This window comes from Metapseudomonas otitidis (genome assembly GCF_900111835.1).
Taxonomy (GTDB): Bacteria; Pseudomonadota; Gammaproteobacteria; order Pseudomonadales; family Pseudomonadaceae; genus Metapseudomonas; species Metapseudomonas otitidis.
Genome location: NZ_FOJP01000008.1, coordinates 165,729 through 181,335 on the forward strand (window position 1 = coordinate 165,729; position 15,607 = coordinate 181,335).

Genomic DNA, 15,607 nt, shown 5'->3' on the forward strand with positions numbered 1-15,607 from the left:
GCCACGAGGACCGCCCGGCGCTTTCGTTTGCAAGCGGTGATCAGGCCAGGCGCGTGGCCAGTGCCTCCACCTGTTGCTCAAGGAACGCGGCGAAGGCCGCGCCCGGCTGCTGCAGGCCGATGAACTCCAGCAGCGGGTCCTCCACCGCCGTCCTCACCCCCGCCAGCGTCTCGATGGCCGCCAGCCCGCAGAAGGGCACGTAGGCTTCCGCATACCCCCCTTCGTGGACCAGCACCAGGCGCCCGTCGCAGAGCTGGTCCGCCGCCTCCAGCAGCAGGGTGGTCATCTGCCGGAAGGAGTCGCTGTGCAGCTGCATGCGCGCCAGCGGGTCCACCGCGTTGGCGTCGTAGCCGCAGGCCACCACGATCAGCTGCGGGCGGAAGCGCGTCAGCGCCGGCACCACGATGCGGCGCATGGCGTGTAGGTAAGCGTCGTGCCCGCTGCCGGCCGGCAGCGGGATGTTCAGGTTGAAACCCAGCCCGTCGCCGATGCCTCGGTCCTCCACGCCGCCGTAGCCGGGTGGGAAGCAGTTCTCCTGGTGCAGGGACAGGGTCAGTACATCGTTGCGGGCCTCGTAGATGGACTGGGTGCCGTTGCCGTGGTGCACGTCCCAGTCCACCACCGCCACCCGCTCGATGCCGTGGCGCGCCCGCGCCGCCTCGATGGCGATGGGGATGTTGGCCAGCAGGCAGAAGCCCATGGCCTGGTCCGCCAGGCAGTGGTGGCCCGGTGGGCGGGAGAGGGCGTAGGCGTTGTCCGCCTCGCCCCGCAGCACCCGGTCCACCGCCTCGATGGCCAGCCCCGCCGAGCGCAGGGCGATGCCGTAGCTGCCCGGGCCCACCGGGGCTTCCGGGCCCAGCTCGCCGCCACCGGCATCGCTCAACTGGCGGAAGCGCTCCAGGTAGTGCGCCGGGTGGATGCGCAACAGGTCCGCCTCGGTGGCGGGCGCGGCGCTGCCCATCTGCAGGTGCTCGGCAAGCCCGGACACCTCCACCAGGTTCTTCAGCCGGCGTTTGGTCTCGGGGGATTCGGCGAACCCGGCGGCGGCCGGCGGCTGCACCCAGCCGCCTACCGGCAGGGTCAGCGCGCGCATGCCGGCGCTGTGCCAGAAACAGTGTTCATCGGAAAGAAAGGCGGTACGGCGACTCATGAGGTGGCTCCAGTGGGATCGAGAGGGGTGAGCGCGGCGCCGGTGGGGCGACGTGCCAGGTGCAGGGCGAGGAACGACAGCAGCAGGCAGCCGGCGCTGACCGCCAGCATGCCGCTGTAGCCCAGTGGGCTTTCCAGCAGCGGCCCGGCGACGGCGGGGCCCAGGGCCAGGCCGCCGCCGATGACCAGGTTGACGCTGTTCATCAGCCGGCCGCTGCGGTCCAGGTCGGCCAGGCAGGCCAGGATCAGCGGCAGGACGAAGGTCCAGGTGTACTTGAACAGCAGCGCCGCCACCGCGAAGCGCAGGGTGCCGGGCAACCCCAGCAGGAGCAGCACCGACGCCGCCATGGCGGCGTAGCCCAGCACCAGCGGCAGCCCCCGGGGCCAGCGCCCGCCGATCAGGGTGACGGTGGTGGAGCCGGCGATGCCCAGCAGCGAGGCCACTGCCAGCAGGGTGCGGGTGGTGTCCGGGTCGACGCCGGCCCGTTCGGCCAGGGCGCCGATGAAGGTCCACACCCCGCTCAGGCCGATGTAGAAGGCCAGCACCGCGAACAGCCCGCACCAGGCGCGCAGGCGCGAGGGACTGGCAGCGGCTTCCATGCGGGCCTCCGGCGCCTTCATCCCGGCCGGGAAGGCGCGGGTCAGCGGCAGGCACAGCAGCATCATCCCGGCCCGCCCGAGGTACAGCGCGGCCAGGCCAAAGTGCGCGAACAACACTGGCAGCACCCACAACCCCACTGCGCCCAGCACCAGCTGGCCGATCAGCCAGAAGCCATAGACCCGGTCACGCTGGTCGCTGGCCACCGCGCTGGCGATGCACAGCACCATCAGCGTGCCGCCGGCCAGGGCGCTGGTGAAGCGCAGGCCCATCAGCAGGGGCAGGTAGGCCTTGTCGGTGATGAAGGCCGAGGCCAGGTTGACGGCGATGAACAGCAGGGCCGCGACCCGTGCCACCCAGCGCCAGTCCAGGCGCGCCTGCCAGAGGTAGGCGGGCAGGGTGGCCAGGCTCATGGCCGCCAGCTCGATGGAGAACAGCTGGCCGATGGTGGCGGCCCCCAGGCCGAGCTGGTGGGCCAGCTGGGTGGCGATGGCGGGCGCAGCCATCAGCACCAGGGGCACCACGGCGGCGAACAGCACGATGGCGCAGAGACGCTCGCGGGGCAGTCCCGCCGATTCCTGTGTGGTCATGGCGGGGCCCTCAGAAGACGTGGACATAGCGCAGCAGGACGTTGCTCTGCTCGAAGGCGTTGGTGGTGGCGACGTTGCGGGTCACCCCCAGCAGCACCTGGTTCTGCCGGTCCAGCCAGTGGCCCACCTCGAAGCCCACCTGGCTGTAGCGCTGGTGGGTGTCGTCCAGGGTCCGGCCGTTGAGCTCCAGTTCGCCGCCGTCGGCGTGGATCAGGCGCAGGGCGCCGTAGGTGCTGGGGGTGAAGTCGTAGGAGGCGAAGGCCTGCAGGCGGTAGAGCGGCTTCTGCTCCAGGTCCTGGCCGAAGTAGTCGTCGTTCTTGCCGTAGAGCTGGGTCTCCAGGTTGGCTTCGAGCATCCAGCGTTCGCCGATGCCCTGGGTGTAGTTGTAGTTGAGGTGCAGGGCCCAGCGGTTGGCCCCGGGGGAGGCGTCGGGGTTGCGTCCGTGGTACTCGCCCAGGGGCACGCTGAGCATGGTCAGCAGGCCGCTGTAGGTGCGGTGCTGCGGGTCGTTGATGAAGAACAGCGTGCCGCCCACCTGGGGATCGCCCAGGCCGCGTTCCGAGCTGCGGCTGGCGCTGCCCGGCGTGCGGATGTCGATGTCGGCGTAGGAAACGATGAACTGCGGCGTGCACAGCGTGCCGCAGAGGTCGGTGAATATCAGTTGGCGCCAGGCGAAGGCGTTCACCGCCAGGTCGGCCTTGCCGCTGGAGCCGGGGCCGTGGAATTCGCTGGCACGGGTCATGGGCAGGTAGCCGACGCCGAGCACGGTGCCGACCGGGGCGGAGACGAAGTCCCGCGCGTTGAGGTCGGCGGCGTGGGCCGGGGTGGCCAGCGCCAGGGGCGCGAGGGCGAGCAGGAGCGGAGTAAGGCGGGCAAGCATGGGGCGGTCCTCGGATTGTGGTGGGCAAAGGGGCTCCGTCCCGCCGGGCGGGCCGGCAGGTGGAGCAGACAGGGGGAGGGGCGGGCGTCAGCCCGGGGCGCGGTGCAGCAGCTGGCTGATGCCGGCCTTGCCGTTCACGCCGAGCTTGTCGTAGATGCTGCGGATGTGATGGCGCACGGTGTTGGGCGCCACGCCCAGTTCACGGGCGATTTCCTTGTAGGTGCGGCCGCTGCCGAAGCGCTGGGCGATCTCCGCTTCGCGGGCACTGAGGCGGGCCATCGCCGGTGTGCGGCGGGCGCTGAGCAGGAACAGGTCGCCGACCTGCTTGGACTGCAGGCACAGGTTGCGCCCGCTGAAGCCCTCGGGCCTGACCGCGTCCGGCAGCTGCGGCCCGTTCCACTGCGGCCACTCCCCCAGCAGCAGGTCGACGAAACCGGGCTCGGCGTAGTGCAGCAGGCCGTGCCGGTCGCCCACCGCCAGCGCCGTGGCGGTGGGGCCTTCGAGGCTTTCCCGGTGGGTGACCAGGCTGCGCAGCTGGTTCAGCCCTTCGGCGGCCACCAGGTGCGGCATGCACAGGTCGAAGAGGAAGCGCTCCTGGGCGTTGAACGGCGCAGCCCCCTCGCGGCGGTAGAGCGCCAGGTGCACGCTGAGGCGGCTCTGCGGGTCCATGTGCACCCCGCAGAGCAGCTCGCGGAAGCCGTGGCGCTGGCCCAGCCAGCGCAGGCCGGGGGAGCTGGCGTCGGACTGGGTGTCGATGATCACCGAATGGCCCGGGTCGGCGTGGGTGCGCTGCACGGTCGGGTCCTGGTCGCGGATGGTTTGCCAGTCCGCCAGGTAATGGCTGGGCAGGTTGTAGAGCTGGGTGCTGTGCTCGCAGGGCAGGCCGTCGATCAGGGCGGCACGGCCCCACCAGGCCTTGTCGAAGTCGATCAGCTGGCGCAGGCGCGACAGCACGCCGGCGTGGAAGCGCTGCATGGCGCGTTCCTGGGCCAGGCGGGTGAGGTCCAGCAGCAGGGCGTTGTAGGCGCCGATCTGCCGGGGCGTGATCTGGATATCGGTGAGTGCGGACATGCAAAGCACCTCGCTGCGACTTTGTTGTTCTTGTAGTCATCAGTGGGCGGCCGGTGTCGGGACGACGGGGCAGGGCCATGGCGCCAGTATCCCCAGCGCCGGCAGGCCCCACCATCCTGCAAATGCAGGATGGTGGGGGTGTTCAGACGAACGCGCCGGGGGCTTCCGGCAGGGTGGCGCCGCCGTCCACCACCAGGGTCTGGCCGGTGATGTAGGCGGCCTGCTCGGAGGCCAGGAACAGCATGGCGCCGGCGATGTCGGCGGGCTCCCCCAGGCGCCCGAGCGGCACGCTGCGGGCGATGGCGGCGGCATGGCCGGCGTCCCCCAGGTTGGCCATCGCCGGGGTGCGGATCATCCCCGGCTCCACGCCGTTTACCCGCACCCGGTCGCCCGCCAGTTCCAGGGCCGCGTTGCGGATGAAACCGTTGACCCCGGCCTTGGACGCGGCGTAGTGGGTCAGCCCCGGGTAGGCGACGCGCGGGCCGGTGACCGAGGAAGTCACCAGCAGGCTGCCGCCTCCGGCCCGGCGCAGCAGCGGGAGGGCGCCCTGGGCGAGCCAGAACAGCGCGCCGAGGTTGACTGCCAGGGTGCGCGCCAGCCGGGCTTCGTCGAGCTGCTCCAGGGGCGTGAGGGGGAAGTAGGCGGCGTTGTGCACCACCACGTCCAGGCGCTCCAGCCCGGCCATCAGCGCCTCGATGGCGCGGCGCTCGGCCAGGTCCACCGCGTAGGCGCGGGCTACCCGGCCCTGGTCACGCAACCGGGCGGCCACTGCCTCGGCCGGTGCGGCCTGGAGGTCGACGATCAGCACCTCCGCCCCGGCTGCCGAAAAGGCCTCGACGATGGCCAGGCCGATGCCCTGTGCGCCGCCGGTGACCAGCACCGTCTTGCCGCCGAAGGCGCCGCTCATGGCGCACCGCCCAGGCGCTCGAAGGCCAGGGTAGGGACGTCCACCACCGTCGCACCGCCATCGGCCACCAGGGTCGCGCCGGTGATGATCGAGGCCTCGTCGCTGACCAGGAAGCGGCACAGCGCGGCGATCTCTTCCGGCCAGGCCGGCCGGCGCAGCGGCACGTCCGCCGTGACGCGGGCGTAGGCGCTGTCCAGGTCCTCGCCGTAATGGGCCATCAGCGGCTGCATCTCGGCATCGGCCATGGGCGTGCGCACCCAGCCCGGGCACACGCAGTTCACCCGCACGCCGTGGGGGCCGTAGTCCCGCGCGAGCGAGCGGTTCAGGCCCAGCAGGGCGTGCTTGGCGGTGGTGTAGCCGCACACCTCAGGGCCGGCGGCGAGGGAGGCGATGGAGCCGAGCAGGACGATGCTGCCGCGCCGCTCCAGCAGCAGCGGCAGGCAGGCGCGGGCGCTCTGGAAGGCACTGCCGAGGTTGCTGTGCAGGGCGCTGTTCCAGGCCTCGTCGTCGGTCTGGGTCGCGCTGCCCAGGCCGTGGCCACCGGCGCAGGCGATCAGCGCATCGAGCCCGCCGAAGCGCGCCCTCACGCGCTCGACGAAGCCTGCCCAGTCCGCACTGCTGGCGGCATCGCCCACCAGCACCAGGCCGCCGGTGGCAGCGGCGACCCGCTCCAGCGGCTCACGGCGGCGCCCCACCAGCACCAGCTGGGCGCCGTCCTCGGCCAGGCGCCGGGCACAGGCCTCGCCGATCCCGGTGCCGGCCCCGGTGATGAGGACGGTGCGCTCACGCATCGCCGTACACCGTGCGGTTGAGCACGTCGCAGTGGGAGCTCACCGGGAAGTTGGAGAGGGCGGCGAAGTCGGCATCGGCATAGCCGAAGATCTTGCCGTCGCTGCGGTGGGCCTTCAGGTCGATCATCACCAGCCCCAGGGTGGGGACGATCTTCTCCCGCCAGACGAACAGGTAGAGCTCGTCGGCGATGCGGTAGTAGTGGCAGCGGTCGGTGTCGCACAGGCCCTGCTCGACGCCGGCCAGGCATTGCCAGGTGTAGAACTGATCGTTGAGGTAGATGTGCTCGTAGACCTCGGTGGGGCTGTAGCGGTAGCGGTTGCGCAGGCCCACCAGCTCGGCGGTCGGCGCGTGGGGGCAGGCGCCCGGCTCCCAGGGGCGGTCCAGGGTGCCGTGGAGGAACTGCACGGACACGTCGGTGAGGTCGCGCCCTTCCAGCGCCCGGCGGTACAGGCCCTGCTCGGTGGCCTCGCGCTGGGGCAACTGGCCGAGCACCGTAGTGAAGGACTGGCTGAGGGTGTCCAGCACCAGGCTCACCGACCAGGCCTGGCCGTTCTCGTGCTTGATGAAGTCCACCAGGTACAGCCCCGGTCGCACCGACGTGGCGCGGTAGGGCGAGCGCCCGCTGGCGCTGCCGTCGGCCAGCGCCCAGTCCAGCTGGCCCTCGGCGAAGACGTGGGCGATGCGCCAGCCGTTCTCGAACACCAGTTCGAAGCGGCGGCCATCCAGGTCCGCCAGGTTGGGCAGGATGAACGCCCCCGGGGCAAAGCCCTCGGCCAGCGCGCCTACGGTGATCCAGTCGGTTGATGCGGTCATGGGAAGCTCCTTGTTCAATGGAGCCTCCATGGTCCGCGCTGGCGGGCGGGGCGGGTATCAACCGGATGGTTGAGGTTTTCTGTCGGAGGCTTTGATTGGGGACTGGTTAAGAAACAACATCCCCACCAGCTCCGTCCGGTTGCGCGCGCCCACCTTGCGGAACAGGTTGAGCAGGTGCGTCTTGACCGTGGGCAGGCCGAGGTCGAGGTGGCGGGCGAGGGCCTTGTTGCCGAGGCCGTCGCGCAGGAGCAGGGCGATCTCCCGTTCGCGGGGGGTGAGTTCGGGCAGGGTGGGGGGGAGGGGGGCGAGGTGTTCGGCGCCGGCCTGCATCAGGCCGTGGAGGGCGCCGAGGCTGGCCAGTTCGGTCGGCTCGAAGGCGGGGAGGCCTTCATGGCGCAGCAGGGAGAGGCCGGCGATGGGGCGGCTGCCGGCGCGGGCGATCACTTCCACCACGTCGATCACCCGGTGCTGGCGCAGGAAGCCGAGGTACTGGCGGTTGTCCGCGTCGCTGCGGTGGGCCTGGCCGGTGCGCAGTGGCACCACGGGCAGGCCGATGGCCTGGCAGGTCTGCGGCTGCAGCGGGTCGAGGTGGCGGTAGTGGTTGAGGTAGTCGGTGTGCATGCCCGGCTGCATGTGCAGCAGGTGGAAGTCGTGGGCCTGCAACTGGTCGTCGATGCGGTAGAAGGCGGCGACAGACGCGGGGACGAAGTGGGTGAAGGTGTTCAGGCAGTGCCGGGCGAAGCCGGCGGGGTCGCGGGGGGCGGTCATGGCGGGTTCCTCGCGCTGGGCGGCCGCTCGCGGGTGAGGGCCGCAGGCCTGCCCCGTGGGGCAGGCCGGGTGGTTCAGGCCACGGCGTAGTAGTGCTTGACGAAGCCGTCGCCGGGCACTTCCCAGAGCACCGGGGTGCCCTTGGCGACGAACCAGCTGTCGCCGGCCTTGAAGCGGGTGGTCTGGCCGGTGGATTCGTCGGTGAGGATCACCTCGCCGCTGACCACGGTAGCCTGCTCGTTGAAGGGGTAGGTCATGCGGAACTTGCCGGCGGTGGTGCCGAAGTAGGCGGCGCTGACCGGGTCGGTGGGGGCACCAGCGGTCATTTTGCCGAAGGCCTTGACCTCGCCTTCGAGGATTTCCGAACCCAGGTCGGCCACGGTGCCCCAGGCATCCAGTTCAGCCAGGGTGATTCCGTTCTTGATGGGGGTGAGGGACATGGCAGTTGCTCCTGCGAGTGATGAAAAAGTGTGTTTGCTTGATGGATTCCCGCTTCGCGGGAGTTACGGTGTTCTCAACGCTTCCGGCGCGAGCGAGCTGGAGCGGTACAAGGCGGGAGCGGCTGCGGAAGCGGAGTTCACATCTGTGAATGAGCATTCCAAGGCCGATCCCAACGCCGTACCGCCGACGCTCAGCCGCGTCGATCACTGTTAGCGGCGGCCGGTCCAGAAGCCGGACACCTGGTGCCAGGACTTGCCGGCGGTGAGCAGCAGCGGGCGCAGCTGGTCCTTGCCGACGATGTTGATGCGCCGCACTGAGCTGATCAGGTCGTAGCGCGCCGAGCCTTCGCTCATGCCCTCGGCCAGCACCTTGCAGATGATGTGGCTGGGGGTGACGCCGAAGCCGGAGTAGCCCTGAACGAAGAAGGCGTTGGGCCGGCCGGGCAGGGTGCCGATCTGCGGGAACAGGTTGGCGCTGCAGGCCATGGGGCCGCCCCAGGCGAGGTCGATCTTCACGTCCTTGAGGTAGGGGAAGATCTTCAGCATCAGGTTGCGGTTCCAGGCCTTCAGGTCGCGCGGGATGTGCTCGACGAAGGGGGTGGCCGCGCCGAACAGCAGGCGGTTCTCGTTGGTCACGCGGTAGTAGTCGATGACCGGGCGGATGTCGCTGTACGCCCCGCGGATCGGGCTGATGCGCTGGATGAGCTCGTCGGACAGCGGCTCGGTCATCATCTGGAAGGCGTAGGTGTTGATGGTGGTGCGATGCAGCTCGGGCTCCAGCTTGTTGAGGAAGCTGTCGCAGGCCCACAGCAGCTTGCTGGCCTTCACCGAGCCCTGGCCGGTGCGCACGGTGATGCGCTCGCCGTAGGTCACCTCCAGTGCCGGGCTGTATTCGAAGATCTTCACGCCGTGGCTGGCCAGCGCCTTGGCCTCGCCCAGCAGCAGGTTGAGCGAATGCACGTGGCCGCCGCCCATGTGCAGCAGCGCGCTGCTGTAGGCATCGGAGCCGATGATCTGCTTCACCTCCGAGCCGCCGAGGAAGCGGATCTCGTGGGGCGAACCGAGGGATTTGAACTCCTTCTCCCAGGCCCGCAGGGTCTTTTCCTGGCGGGCGTTGAAGCCCATGTAGCCGTAGCCGTGGCAGAAGTCGGCGTCGATGCCGTACTTGGCGATGCGGCCCTTGATGATGTCGGCGCCCATGTCGCTGATCTCGAAGATCTGCCGCAGGCCGTCCTCGCCCACGTCGTGGCGGATCTTCTCCAGGTCGTGGCCGATGCCGGCCATGATCTGCCCGCCGTTGCGGCCGGTTCCGCCGAAGCCCAGGTAGCGGGCCTCCAGCACCACGATGTTGGTGATGCCCTTTTCCGCCAGCTCCAGGGCGGTGTTGATGCCGGAGAAACCTCCGCCGATCACGACGACGTCCGCTTCCAGGTCCTGCTGGAGGGTGGGGAAGCTGAGGTCGTACTTCTTGGTGGCCGTGTAGTAGGTGGGTGTCTCGATGTTGATCATGACTGCAGCCTGGACAGTGGGGGGACGGCTGGCGCCGAAGCGCACCTCTAAAAACTACCTGCGTTGTCATCGCGGCGTTAAAAACAGCCTCGTGCGCGAGTCCGATCAAAGTGCTCATTTACCGCACTTAAACTGCGCTTTTTCGCCTGTTTGACGCGCTGGTGCGCGCCCTTCGGGCCAGCCTTCGGCTGTTACTCCCGTTGGTCGTTGCGCCTTGCGCTGACTGCCTCGCCTACATTTTTAGCGGCGCGCCGAGCGGCCCGTGCCTGACGACGGATATTAGGAGCCGCTGCGGGGGATGGCGTCTTGTTCCTCAGTGCCGGGGTTCTTGTCCAGGTTTGACAAGTGCCGGGCAACGCTCTGGGACGCGGCCTGGGCGCAGGCCGCGTCGATGGCCTCGGAGGCGCCGGAGACACCGATGGCGCCGATCACCCTGCTGTCATGCAAGAACGGCTCGCCACCGCCGAACAGCGCCAGGTTCGGCTGCAGGGGCAGGCCCTGGCGCACACCGGGGGAGCAGGCGGCCAGGCGCTGGTCCCAGGCGCTGGTGGCGACGCCGAAGCCGGCGGCGGTGATGGCCTTGTGCAGGGCGATGTCGCGGCTGGGCTGGGGGGCGCCGTCCATGTGGGCGGTGTGGATCGGCAGGCCGGAGGCATCCACCACGGCGATGCTGACGCGCGCCATGCTGTTCGGCGGCCTCCAGGGTGGCGTGCAGGGCCCGCATGGCGAGGGCGAGGCCGAGGTGGGTCTGCTGGTACAGCGGGGCGGGCATGGCGGCGACTCCGGGCTGGGCGGTGCCCGATCATGAATAGGTTAACGAGTGGCGGCAATGCCTGGTCGTGCAGCCGGGCAGGGCGGCAGGCAGGGACAAGCGTCCGTGGCAGGCAGCGACATGACGGGCACCCCGTGCCCCGGCCTAATGGCGCGTCCCGGTGCATCGCCGGTTGCCGCAAGGAGTCGCGCAATGAGAGTGCTGGCCGGCCTGTTGCTGGTGTGGGCCCTGGATGCCCGCGCCGACGAGGTGCTGCGGGTGCTGAACTGGAAGAACTACATCGAGCCCCAGGTGCTCGAGGCCTTCCAGCAGTCGACCGGTATCCGCGTCGACTACCGCACCATGACGGCAGCCGAAGAGCTGGATGCCGCCCTGGCCACCGGCGAGGCGTTCGACGTGGTGGTGCCGTCGCATTTCCAGCTCGCCCGGCTGCTCCGCGAGAAGCGCCTGCAGCCCCTGGATACCAGCGCCCTGAGCCATTACCGCCAGGTCGACCCGGGCCTGCTGGCGATGCTCGCGGGCATCGACGGCGCCAATCGCTACGCCGTGCCCTACCTCTGGGGCTCGGTGGGGCTGGTGATCAACCCGGGGCCGGCCGAAGCGGCCTACGGCGGCGCCCTGCCCAACAGCTGGAGCCTGCTGTTCGACGAGCACCAGGCCGCCCGCCTGGCCACCTGTGGCATCGCCCTGCTGGACGCCCCGGAAGAGACGGCCTCGCTCTGGTTCAACTACCGCGGCCGCAGCCTCGCCCTGCAAGGCCCCCGGCAGATCGAGCGAGGCCTGCAGGCGTTTCCCGGCATCGCCCGGCAGGCCCGCTACCTGGACAACGAGGCCTACATCGCCGCCCTGGCGGAAGGCCGGCTGTGCCTGGCAATGGGCTGGGTGGGGCACGCCCTCACCGCATCGGCCCGCAACCCGGCGTTGCAGTACCGCATTCCCGACGAGGGCGCGATGGTCTTCATCGACAGCCTGGCCATCCCCGCCAACGCCCAGCGGCCCGACCTGGCGCTGCGCTTCATCGACTTCCTGCTAGAGCCCCGCAACGCCCTGGCCGATGCGCGCGCCAGCCAGTTCTACTCGCCGCTGCCGGCGGATTCCGCCGAGCAGGCCGAACTGGCCCGCGAACGCCCGATGCAGGTGCTCAAGGCCGAGGAGCGGCGCCGCCTCTACCTGCTCGAACGGCTGACGGCCGAGCAGAAGGCCGCCCTCGATAAGGTCTGGGCCCAGGTCAAGGCCGCCCGCGCGCCGTGACGCCTGAAGGCTTGATCGTTAAACTGTGAACAATTTTTCCGAACCACCAGACCCATGTCCAACACCCGCACATCCCTGACCCTCAGCCTGCTCCAGGCCCGCGAAGCCGCCATGCGCTTCTTCCGTCCGCAACTCAACCTCCACGGCCTCACCGAGCAACAGTGGCGGGTGATCCGCATCCTGCGCCAGAACGGCGAGATGGAGAGCCACCGCCTCGCGCGGCTGGCCTGCATCCTCAAGCCGAGCATGAGTGGCGTGCTGCTGCGCCTGGAGCGCGACGGCATGGTGCGCCGACGCAAGCAGGAACAGGACCAGCGCCGCGTACTGGTCAGCCTGGCGCCCAAGGGCGAGCAGTGCTTCGAGTCCATGAGCGTGGAGATGGAGCGCAACTACCAGCGCATCCAGGAACGCCTGGGGCCGGAGAAGCTCGCCGAGCTGCTGGCCCTGCTGCAGGAGCTCAAGGGCATCCGCCCTTGACCCTCGGCTGACCAAAGTAGGAGCGCGACCGGTACCAAGGTAGTAATCGGCTCGCCCGGGGGTACGCCTAGCATGGGCGCATCGGAAAATCCGCTCGAGGATCGGCCATGCGTGTGCTCAAGGCCCTGCTGCTGCCCCTGCTGCTGATCATCACCCTGATCGGCCTGGACCGGTTGCACGGCCCGCAGCCACCCAGCGCCCAGCCGGAGCAGGCGCGGCCATGAGCACGGCCCTGCGCATCCAGCTCTGGGTCAGCCTCTGCTTCGCCGCCGTGGCGCTGCTCTGCAGCCTGGTGCTGGTGCACCAGGGGGCCCAGTCCCTGGCCGAGGAACTGGCCACCGAGCGGGCCGCTGCCCATTACCTGCGCCAGGCTGCCGAGCAGGACCCGAACGTGCTCGACTCGGCCCTCGCCGCCGGGCTGCGGCACCTGCAGATCGTGCGCCTGCCGATGAATGCTTCGTCGCCCTTGACCCGCAGCGCCCCGAGCTGGCCCTTCCCACCGGCCGCGACGGTGGGCGACCCGCTGCCCCTGGCTGGCGGCGAACAGGCCTGGCTGCTGCTCGACCCCCGTGACGGCATCGACGAGGTACGCAACGGCGTGCTGCAACTGCTGGTGCTGTTCGCCCTGGCTCTGGCGCTCAGCCTGGCCGCCATCCGCTGGGCCCTGGCCCGCGGGCTGCAGGCGCTGGAGGAGCTGCAGCAGGCCTTCGACGCGGTGGCGGAAGGGCGCCTGGACGTACGCCTGGCGGGGCACCCGCTGGACGAGGCCCAGCGCCTGGTGGGGCACTTCAACGGCATGGTCGGCACCCTGGAGCGGGTGCGCGACGAAAACGCCGCGCTCACCCAGGCCCTGCTGGACCTGCAGGAGCACGAGCGCAAGCACTTGGCGATGGCCCTGCACGACGACATCGGCCAGTACCTGGTGGGCATCCGCGCGCAGTTGCTGCTGCTGCGCTCGCTGTCCGGCCAGGCACCGGGCACCGTCACGGTGCTGCACGACCTGGAGGGCAACTGCCAGCGCATGCAGGCCGCCTTCCGCGCGCTGGTGCGCGACCTCTACCCGACCGCCCTGGAACGCCTGGCCCTGGACGACGCCCTGCGCCTGCTCGCCGAGCAGTGGCAGCAGGCCCAGGGCATTCCCCTGCGCCTGCACCTGGGAACGTCGCTGCCGACCCTCGCGCCGGGCGAGCGCGCGCACCTCTACCGCCTGCTGCAGGAGGCGCTGACCAACGTCGCCCGGCATGCCGGCGCCAGTGCCGTGAGCGTACGCCTGGAGCGACGCGGGCAGCGGCTGTGCCTGCTGGTGGGGGACAACGGGCGGGGCGCCGAGCGTGCCCCGCAGCCCGGCATCGGGTTGCGCTCCATGTCCGAGCGCGCCCGCTGCCTCGGCGGCCGCCTGCGCCTGCGTACCCGCGCCGGCCGGGGCTGGCTGTTGCGGGTGAGCATGCCGCTGGACGGCCTGGAGGGCCCATGAAGATTCTGTTGGTGGATGACCACTCGGTGGTGCGCCAGGGCTACGCCAGCCTGCTCCGCGCCTTGCTGCCCGAGGTGCAGGTGAGCGAGGCGGCCAGCGGCGAGCAGGCCCTGCAGGCGGTGCAGGAGAGCATTCCCCACCTGGTGGTGATGGACTTCACCCTGCCCGGCATCAGCGGGCTGGAGACCACCCGCCGCCTGCGCCAGCGCCTGCCGCAGCTGCGGGTGCTGTTCTTCAGCATGCACGACGAGTTGCCCCTGGTCCGCCAGGCGCTGGAGGCCGGTGCCTCGGGCTACCTCACCAAGAACGCCTCGCCGGAGGTGCTGATGGAGGCGGTGCGGCGCATCCTCGCCGGGCACGCCTACATCGAGCAGCCCCTGGCCACCCAGCTCGCCTGCCACCCCAGCCGGGAAGCGGGCGACCCGCGCCTTTCGGGCATGACCCAGCGCGAGCTGGAGATCTTCACCATGCTGGCGCGTGGCATGCCGGTACGGCGCATCGCCGAGCACCTGTGCATCAGCGGCAAGACGGTCTCCAACCACCTGACGATGGTGAAGAACAAGCTGCAGATCGGCTCACAGGCGGAGCTGGTGCACCTGGCGATCGATACGGGCGTGTTGAGGGTGGGGTGAGGGGCGCCACGGTTCGGAGGGGCTCGGCTGGTCGAGCGAGGCTGAGCTCGATGATCCGCCTGGTCCCGAGCCGGTGATTACCGGCCCATGAAAAACGCCGCCCGGTTCAGGGCGGCGTTTTCAACGCTGGCGGCTCGTCTTACCAGAGCGGAATGACGTAGCTGACGATCAGGCGGTTCTCGTCGATGTCGTTGCCGAAGTTGGTGGAGCGCACGGTGGCGTTGCGCCATTTCACGCCCAGGTTCTTCAGCGGGCCGTCCTGGAACACGTAGGCGATGTCGGTGTTGCGTTCCCATTCCTTGCCATCCGGCTTGCCGGCGCCCAGGTCGACGTTGTCGCCGGAGAGGTAGCGGGTCATGAAGGTCAGGCCGGGGATGCCCACGGAGGCAAAGTTGAAGTCGTAGCGGGCCTGCCAGGACTTCTCGTCCTTGTTGGCGAAGTCGCCGATCTGCACGTAGTTGACCAGGTACGGGTCGGTGCCGTTGATGTAGGCGTAGCCGGTGTCGCCGCTCATGCTCTGGTAGCCGAGGCCGAAGGCATGGCCGCCGAGGGCGTAGGTGAACATGGCGCCGAAGGCCTTGTTGTCCACGTTGCTGGTGCCTTCGTCGGTGGAGCGGGCGTAGCGGATGTCGCTCTTCAGGGACTGCTTGTCACCCAGCGGCAGCGTGTGCACCAGGGTGAAGATGTGCTGTTTGTAGAGGTCGTCGAGGTTGCCGTAGTTGTAGCCGGTGGTGAGGTTGTCGTTCCACTTGTAGGTGGCCCCGCCGAAGTTGAACGCATCGCTGGTGGTGCCGCTGCGGAAGGTGATGCCGCGCGCGCCGCCGCTGGTGATGGTCATGTCCTCGTAGTCGGAGGAGTCGCGCTGGTTCACCTGGGTCAGGCGGCCGGCGTCGAGGGTCAGGCCGTCGATCTCCAGGGAGTTGAGGTGGCCGCCCTTGAAGGTCTGCGGCAGCAGGCGCGAGTCGTTGTACTGCACGCTGGGCAGCTTGGGCATCAGGGTGCCGACCTTGAGCACGCTCTTGGAGGCGCGCAGCTTGGCGGTCACGCCGAGTTCGCCGTATTCGTCCTGGGCGCGCTTGCTCTCGCGGTCGCGCTTGAGCAGGCCGGTGCCGCTGCGATCCGGGCTGGAGTCGAGCTTGACCCCCAGCAGGCCGATGGCGTCGACGCCGACGCCGATGGTGCCTTCGGTAAACCCGGACTCGTAGCGCAGCAGGAACCCCTGGGCCCACTCCTCGGCCTTTTTCTGGGAGGCACCCGGCTGGCGGAAGTCGCGGTTGAAGTAGAAGTTGCGCAGCTCGACGCTGGCCTTGCTGTCTTTCAGGAAGTCGGCCTGGGCGAGGCCGGGCAGGGTGAGGCCGGTGCCGAGCGCCGCCAGGGTGATGGCGGACGCGAGCGAGGTCTTGCTCATTGTTCTTGTCTCCTCGTTGGGGTTGCAGGGTGGTTGGGGCCGCCCTGTTACAACGCGGAAAAATTAAGCACCCGGT

Annotated in this window: 16 protein-coding genes; 4 read left to right on the forward strand and 12 right to left on the reverse strand. The window is 69.7% G+C overall.

The genetic code is table 11. The features are described from left to right. Positions 1 to 40: 40 nt before the first annotated feature. The 11 genes from BM198_RS12095 to BM198_RS12145 all read right to left on the reverse strand — a co-directional run bounded on the left by BM198_RS12095 (position 41) and on the right by BM198_RS12145 (position 10,201). Complete coding sequence (locus BM198_RS12095; RefSeq protein ID WP_074970211.1) at positions 41 to 1,150, reverse strand: class II histone deacetylase; 1,110 nt, start codon at positions 1,148 to 1,150, stop codon at positions 41 to 43. Beyond that, positions 1,147 to 2,364: an MFS transporter gene (locus BM198_RS12100; RefSeq protein WP_074970213.1), complete on the reverse strand. Its 1,218-nt coding sequence runs from the start codon at positions 2,362 to 2,364 to the stop codon at positions 1,147 to 1,149. The genes BM198_RS12095 and BM198_RS12100 overlap by 4 nt, the downstream gene beginning before the upstream one ends. Next, complete coding sequence (locus tag BM198_RS12105) at positions 2,348 to 3,217, reverse strand: transporter (protein WP_074970215.1); 870 nt, start codon at positions 3,215 to 3,217, stop codon at positions 2,348 to 2,350. The genes BM198_RS12100 and BM198_RS12105 overlap by 17 nt, the downstream gene beginning before the upstream one ends. 87 nt (positions 3,218 to 3,304) lie before the next feature. Then, on the reverse strand, positions 3,305 to 4,288 hold the full coding sequence (locus tag BM198_RS12110; RefSeq protein WP_074970217.1) for a helix-turn-helix transcriptional regulator: 984 nt from the start codon (positions 4,286 to 4,288) through the stop codon (positions 3,305 to 3,307). 142 nt (positions 4,289 to 4,430) lie between these two features. Continuing rightward, entirely contained in the window at positions 4,431 to 5,195 is a 765-nt protein-coding gene (locus BM198_RS12115; RefSeq protein WP_074970219.1) for an SDR family oxidoreductase, read from the reverse strand. After that, positions 5,192 to 5,986, reverse strand: a complete 795-nt coding sequence (locus BM198_RS12120) for an SDR family NAD(P)-dependent oxidoreductase (RefSeq protein WP_074970221.1) — start codon at positions 5,984 to 5,986, stop codon at positions 5,192 to 5,194. The genes BM198_RS12115 and BM198_RS12120 overlap by 4 nt, the downstream gene beginning before the upstream one ends. Next, the gene (locus BM198_RS12125) at positions 5,979 to 6,800 is read right to left on the reverse strand and encodes a molybdenum cofactor biosynthesis F family protein (protein ID WP_074970223.1); all 822 of its coding nucleotides are present in this window, start codon (positions 6,798 to 6,800) and stop codon (positions 5,979 to 5,981) included. Before BM198_RS12125 ends, BM198_RS12120 begins: the two co-directional genes overlap by 8 nt. A 57-nt stretch (positions 6,801 to 6,857) precedes the next feature. Then, the gene (locus BM198_RS12130; RefSeq protein WP_074970225.1) at positions 6,858 to 7,568 is read right to left on the reverse strand and encodes a helix-turn-helix transcriptional regulator; all 711 of its coding nucleotides are present in this window, start codon (positions 7,566 to 7,568) and stop codon (positions 6,858 to 6,860) included. A gap of 74 nt (positions 7,569 to 7,642) precedes the next feature. Further along, positions 7,643 to 8,008, reverse strand: coding sequence for a cupin domain-containing protein (locus BM198_RS12135; RefSeq protein ID WP_044412141.1), 366 nt, complete (start codon positions 8,006 to 8,008; stop codon positions 7,643 to 7,645). A gap of 210 nt (positions 8,009 to 8,218) precedes the next feature. Beyond that, a complete protein-coding gene (locus tag BM198_RS12140; RefSeq protein ID WP_044412138.1) occupies positions 8,219 to 9,517 on the reverse strand; it encodes an NAD(P)/FAD-dependent oxidoreductase in 1,299 nt (432 codons plus the stop codon). A 279-nt stretch (positions 9,518 to 9,796) separates the two neighbouring features. Further along, positions 9,797 to 10,201, reverse strand: a complete 405-nt coding sequence (locus BM198_RS12145) for a GlcG/HbpS family heme-binding protein (RefSeq protein WP_083422376.1) — start codon at positions 10,199 to 10,201, stop codon at positions 9,797 to 9,799. Between the two features lie 280 nt (positions 10,202 to 10,481). Here BM198_RS12145 and BM198_RS12150 point away from each other — a divergent pair, with 280 nt between their 5' ends. The 4 genes from BM198_RS12150 (at position 10,482) to BM198_RS12165 (ending at position 14,123) form a co-directional block, all read left to right on the forward strand. Then, entirely contained in the window at positions 10,482 to 11,540 is a 1,059-nt protein-coding gene (locus tag BM198_RS12150; protein WP_074970227.1) for an extracellular solute-binding protein, read from the forward strand. Positions 11,541 to 11,594: 54 nt separating this feature from the next. Further along, a complete protein-coding gene (gene hpaR, locus BM198_RS12155; RefSeq protein WP_044412130.1) occupies positions 11,595 to 12,017 on the forward strand; it encodes a homoprotocatechuate degradation operon regulator HpaR in 423 nt (140 codons plus the stop codon). 220 nt (positions 12,018 to 12,237) lie between these two features. After that, positions 12,238 to 13,491: a sensor histidine kinase gene (locus tag BM198_RS12160; RefSeq protein WP_074970229.1), complete on the forward strand. Its 1,254-nt coding sequence runs from the start codon at positions 12,238 to 12,240 to the stop codon at positions 13,489 to 13,491. Beyond that, the gene (locus BM198_RS12165) at positions 13,488 to 14,123 is read left to right on the forward strand and encodes a response regulator transcription factor (protein ID WP_074970231.1); all 636 of its coding nucleotides are present in this window, start codon (positions 13,488 to 13,490) and stop codon (positions 14,121 to 14,123) included. Before BM198_RS12160 ends, BM198_RS12165 begins: the two co-directional genes overlap by 4 nt. 139 nt (positions 14,124 to 14,262) lie before the next feature. On the opposite strand, the gene BM198_RS12170 is transcribed toward BM198_RS12165, so the two are convergent. Then, positions 14,263 to 15,531 (reverse strand): OprD family porin, encoded by a 1,269-nt coding sequence (locus BM198_RS12170; protein ID WP_074970233.1) that lies wholly within the window; start codon positions 15,529 to 15,531, stop codon positions 14,263 to 14,265. Positions 15,532 to 15,607: the final 76 nt, after the last annotated feature.

Coding starts and splice junctions, on each gene's coding strand:
- BM198_RS12095 (WP_074970211.1), bottom strand. CDS start 1,150: ATGAGTCGCCGTACCGCCTTTCTTTCCGATGAACACTGTTTCTGGCAC.
- BM198_RS12100 (WP_074970213.1), bottom strand. CDS start 2,364: ATGTCCACGTCTTCTGAGGGCCCCGCCATGACCACACAGGAATCGGCG.
- BM198_RS12105 (WP_074970215.1), bottom strand. CDS start 3,217: ATGCTTGCCCGCCTTACTCCGCTCCTGCTCGCCCTCGCGCCCCTGGCG.
- BM198_RS12110 (WP_074970217.1), bottom strand. CDS start 4,288: ATGTCCGCACTCACCGATATCCAGATCACGCCCCGGCAGATCGGCGCC.
- BM198_RS12115 (WP_074970219.1), bottom strand. CDS start 5,195: ATGAGCGGCGCCTTCGGCGGCAAGACGGTGCTGGTCACCGGCGGCGCA.
- BM198_RS12120 (WP_074970221.1), bottom strand. CDS start 5,986: ATGCGTGAGCGCACCGTCCTCATCACCGGGGCCGGCACCGGGATCGGC.
- BM198_RS12125 (WP_074970223.1), bottom strand. CDS start 6,800: ATGACCGCATCAACCGACTGGATCACCGTAGGCGCGCTGGCCGAGGGC.
- BM198_RS12130 (WP_074970225.1), bottom strand. CDS start 7,568: ATGACCGCCCCCCGCGACCCCGCCGGCTTCGCCCGGCACTGCCTGAAC.
- BM198_RS12135 (WP_044412141.1), bottom strand. CDS start 8,008: ATGTCCCTCACCCCCATCAAGAACGGAATCACCCTGGCTGAACTGGAT.
- BM198_RS12140 (WP_044412138.1), bottom strand. CDS start 9,517: ATGATCAACATCGAGACACCCACCTACTACACGGCCACCAAGAAGTAC.
- BM198_RS12145 (WP_083422376.1), bottom strand. CDS start 10,201: ATGGCGCGCGTCAGCATCGCCGTGGTGGATGCCTCCGGCCTGCCGATC.
- BM198_RS12150 (WP_074970227.1), top strand. CDS start 10,482: ATGAGAGTGCTGGCCGGCCTGTTGCTGGTGTGGGCCCTGGATGCCCGC.
- hpaR (WP_044412130.1), top strand. CDS start 11,595: ATGTCCAACACCCGCACATCCCTGACCCTCAGCCTGCTCCAGGCCCGC.
- BM198_RS12160 (WP_074970229.1), top strand. CDS start 12,238: ATGAGCACGGCCCTGCGCATCCAGCTCTGGGTCAGCCTCTGCTTCGCC.
- BM198_RS12165 (WP_074970231.1), top strand. CDS start 13,488: ATGAAGATTCTGTTGGTGGATGACCACTCGGTGGTGCGCCAGGGCTAC.
- BM198_RS12170 (WP_074970233.1), bottom strand. CDS start 15,531: ATGAGCAAGACCTCGCTCGCGTCCGCCATCACCCTGGCGGCGCTCGGC.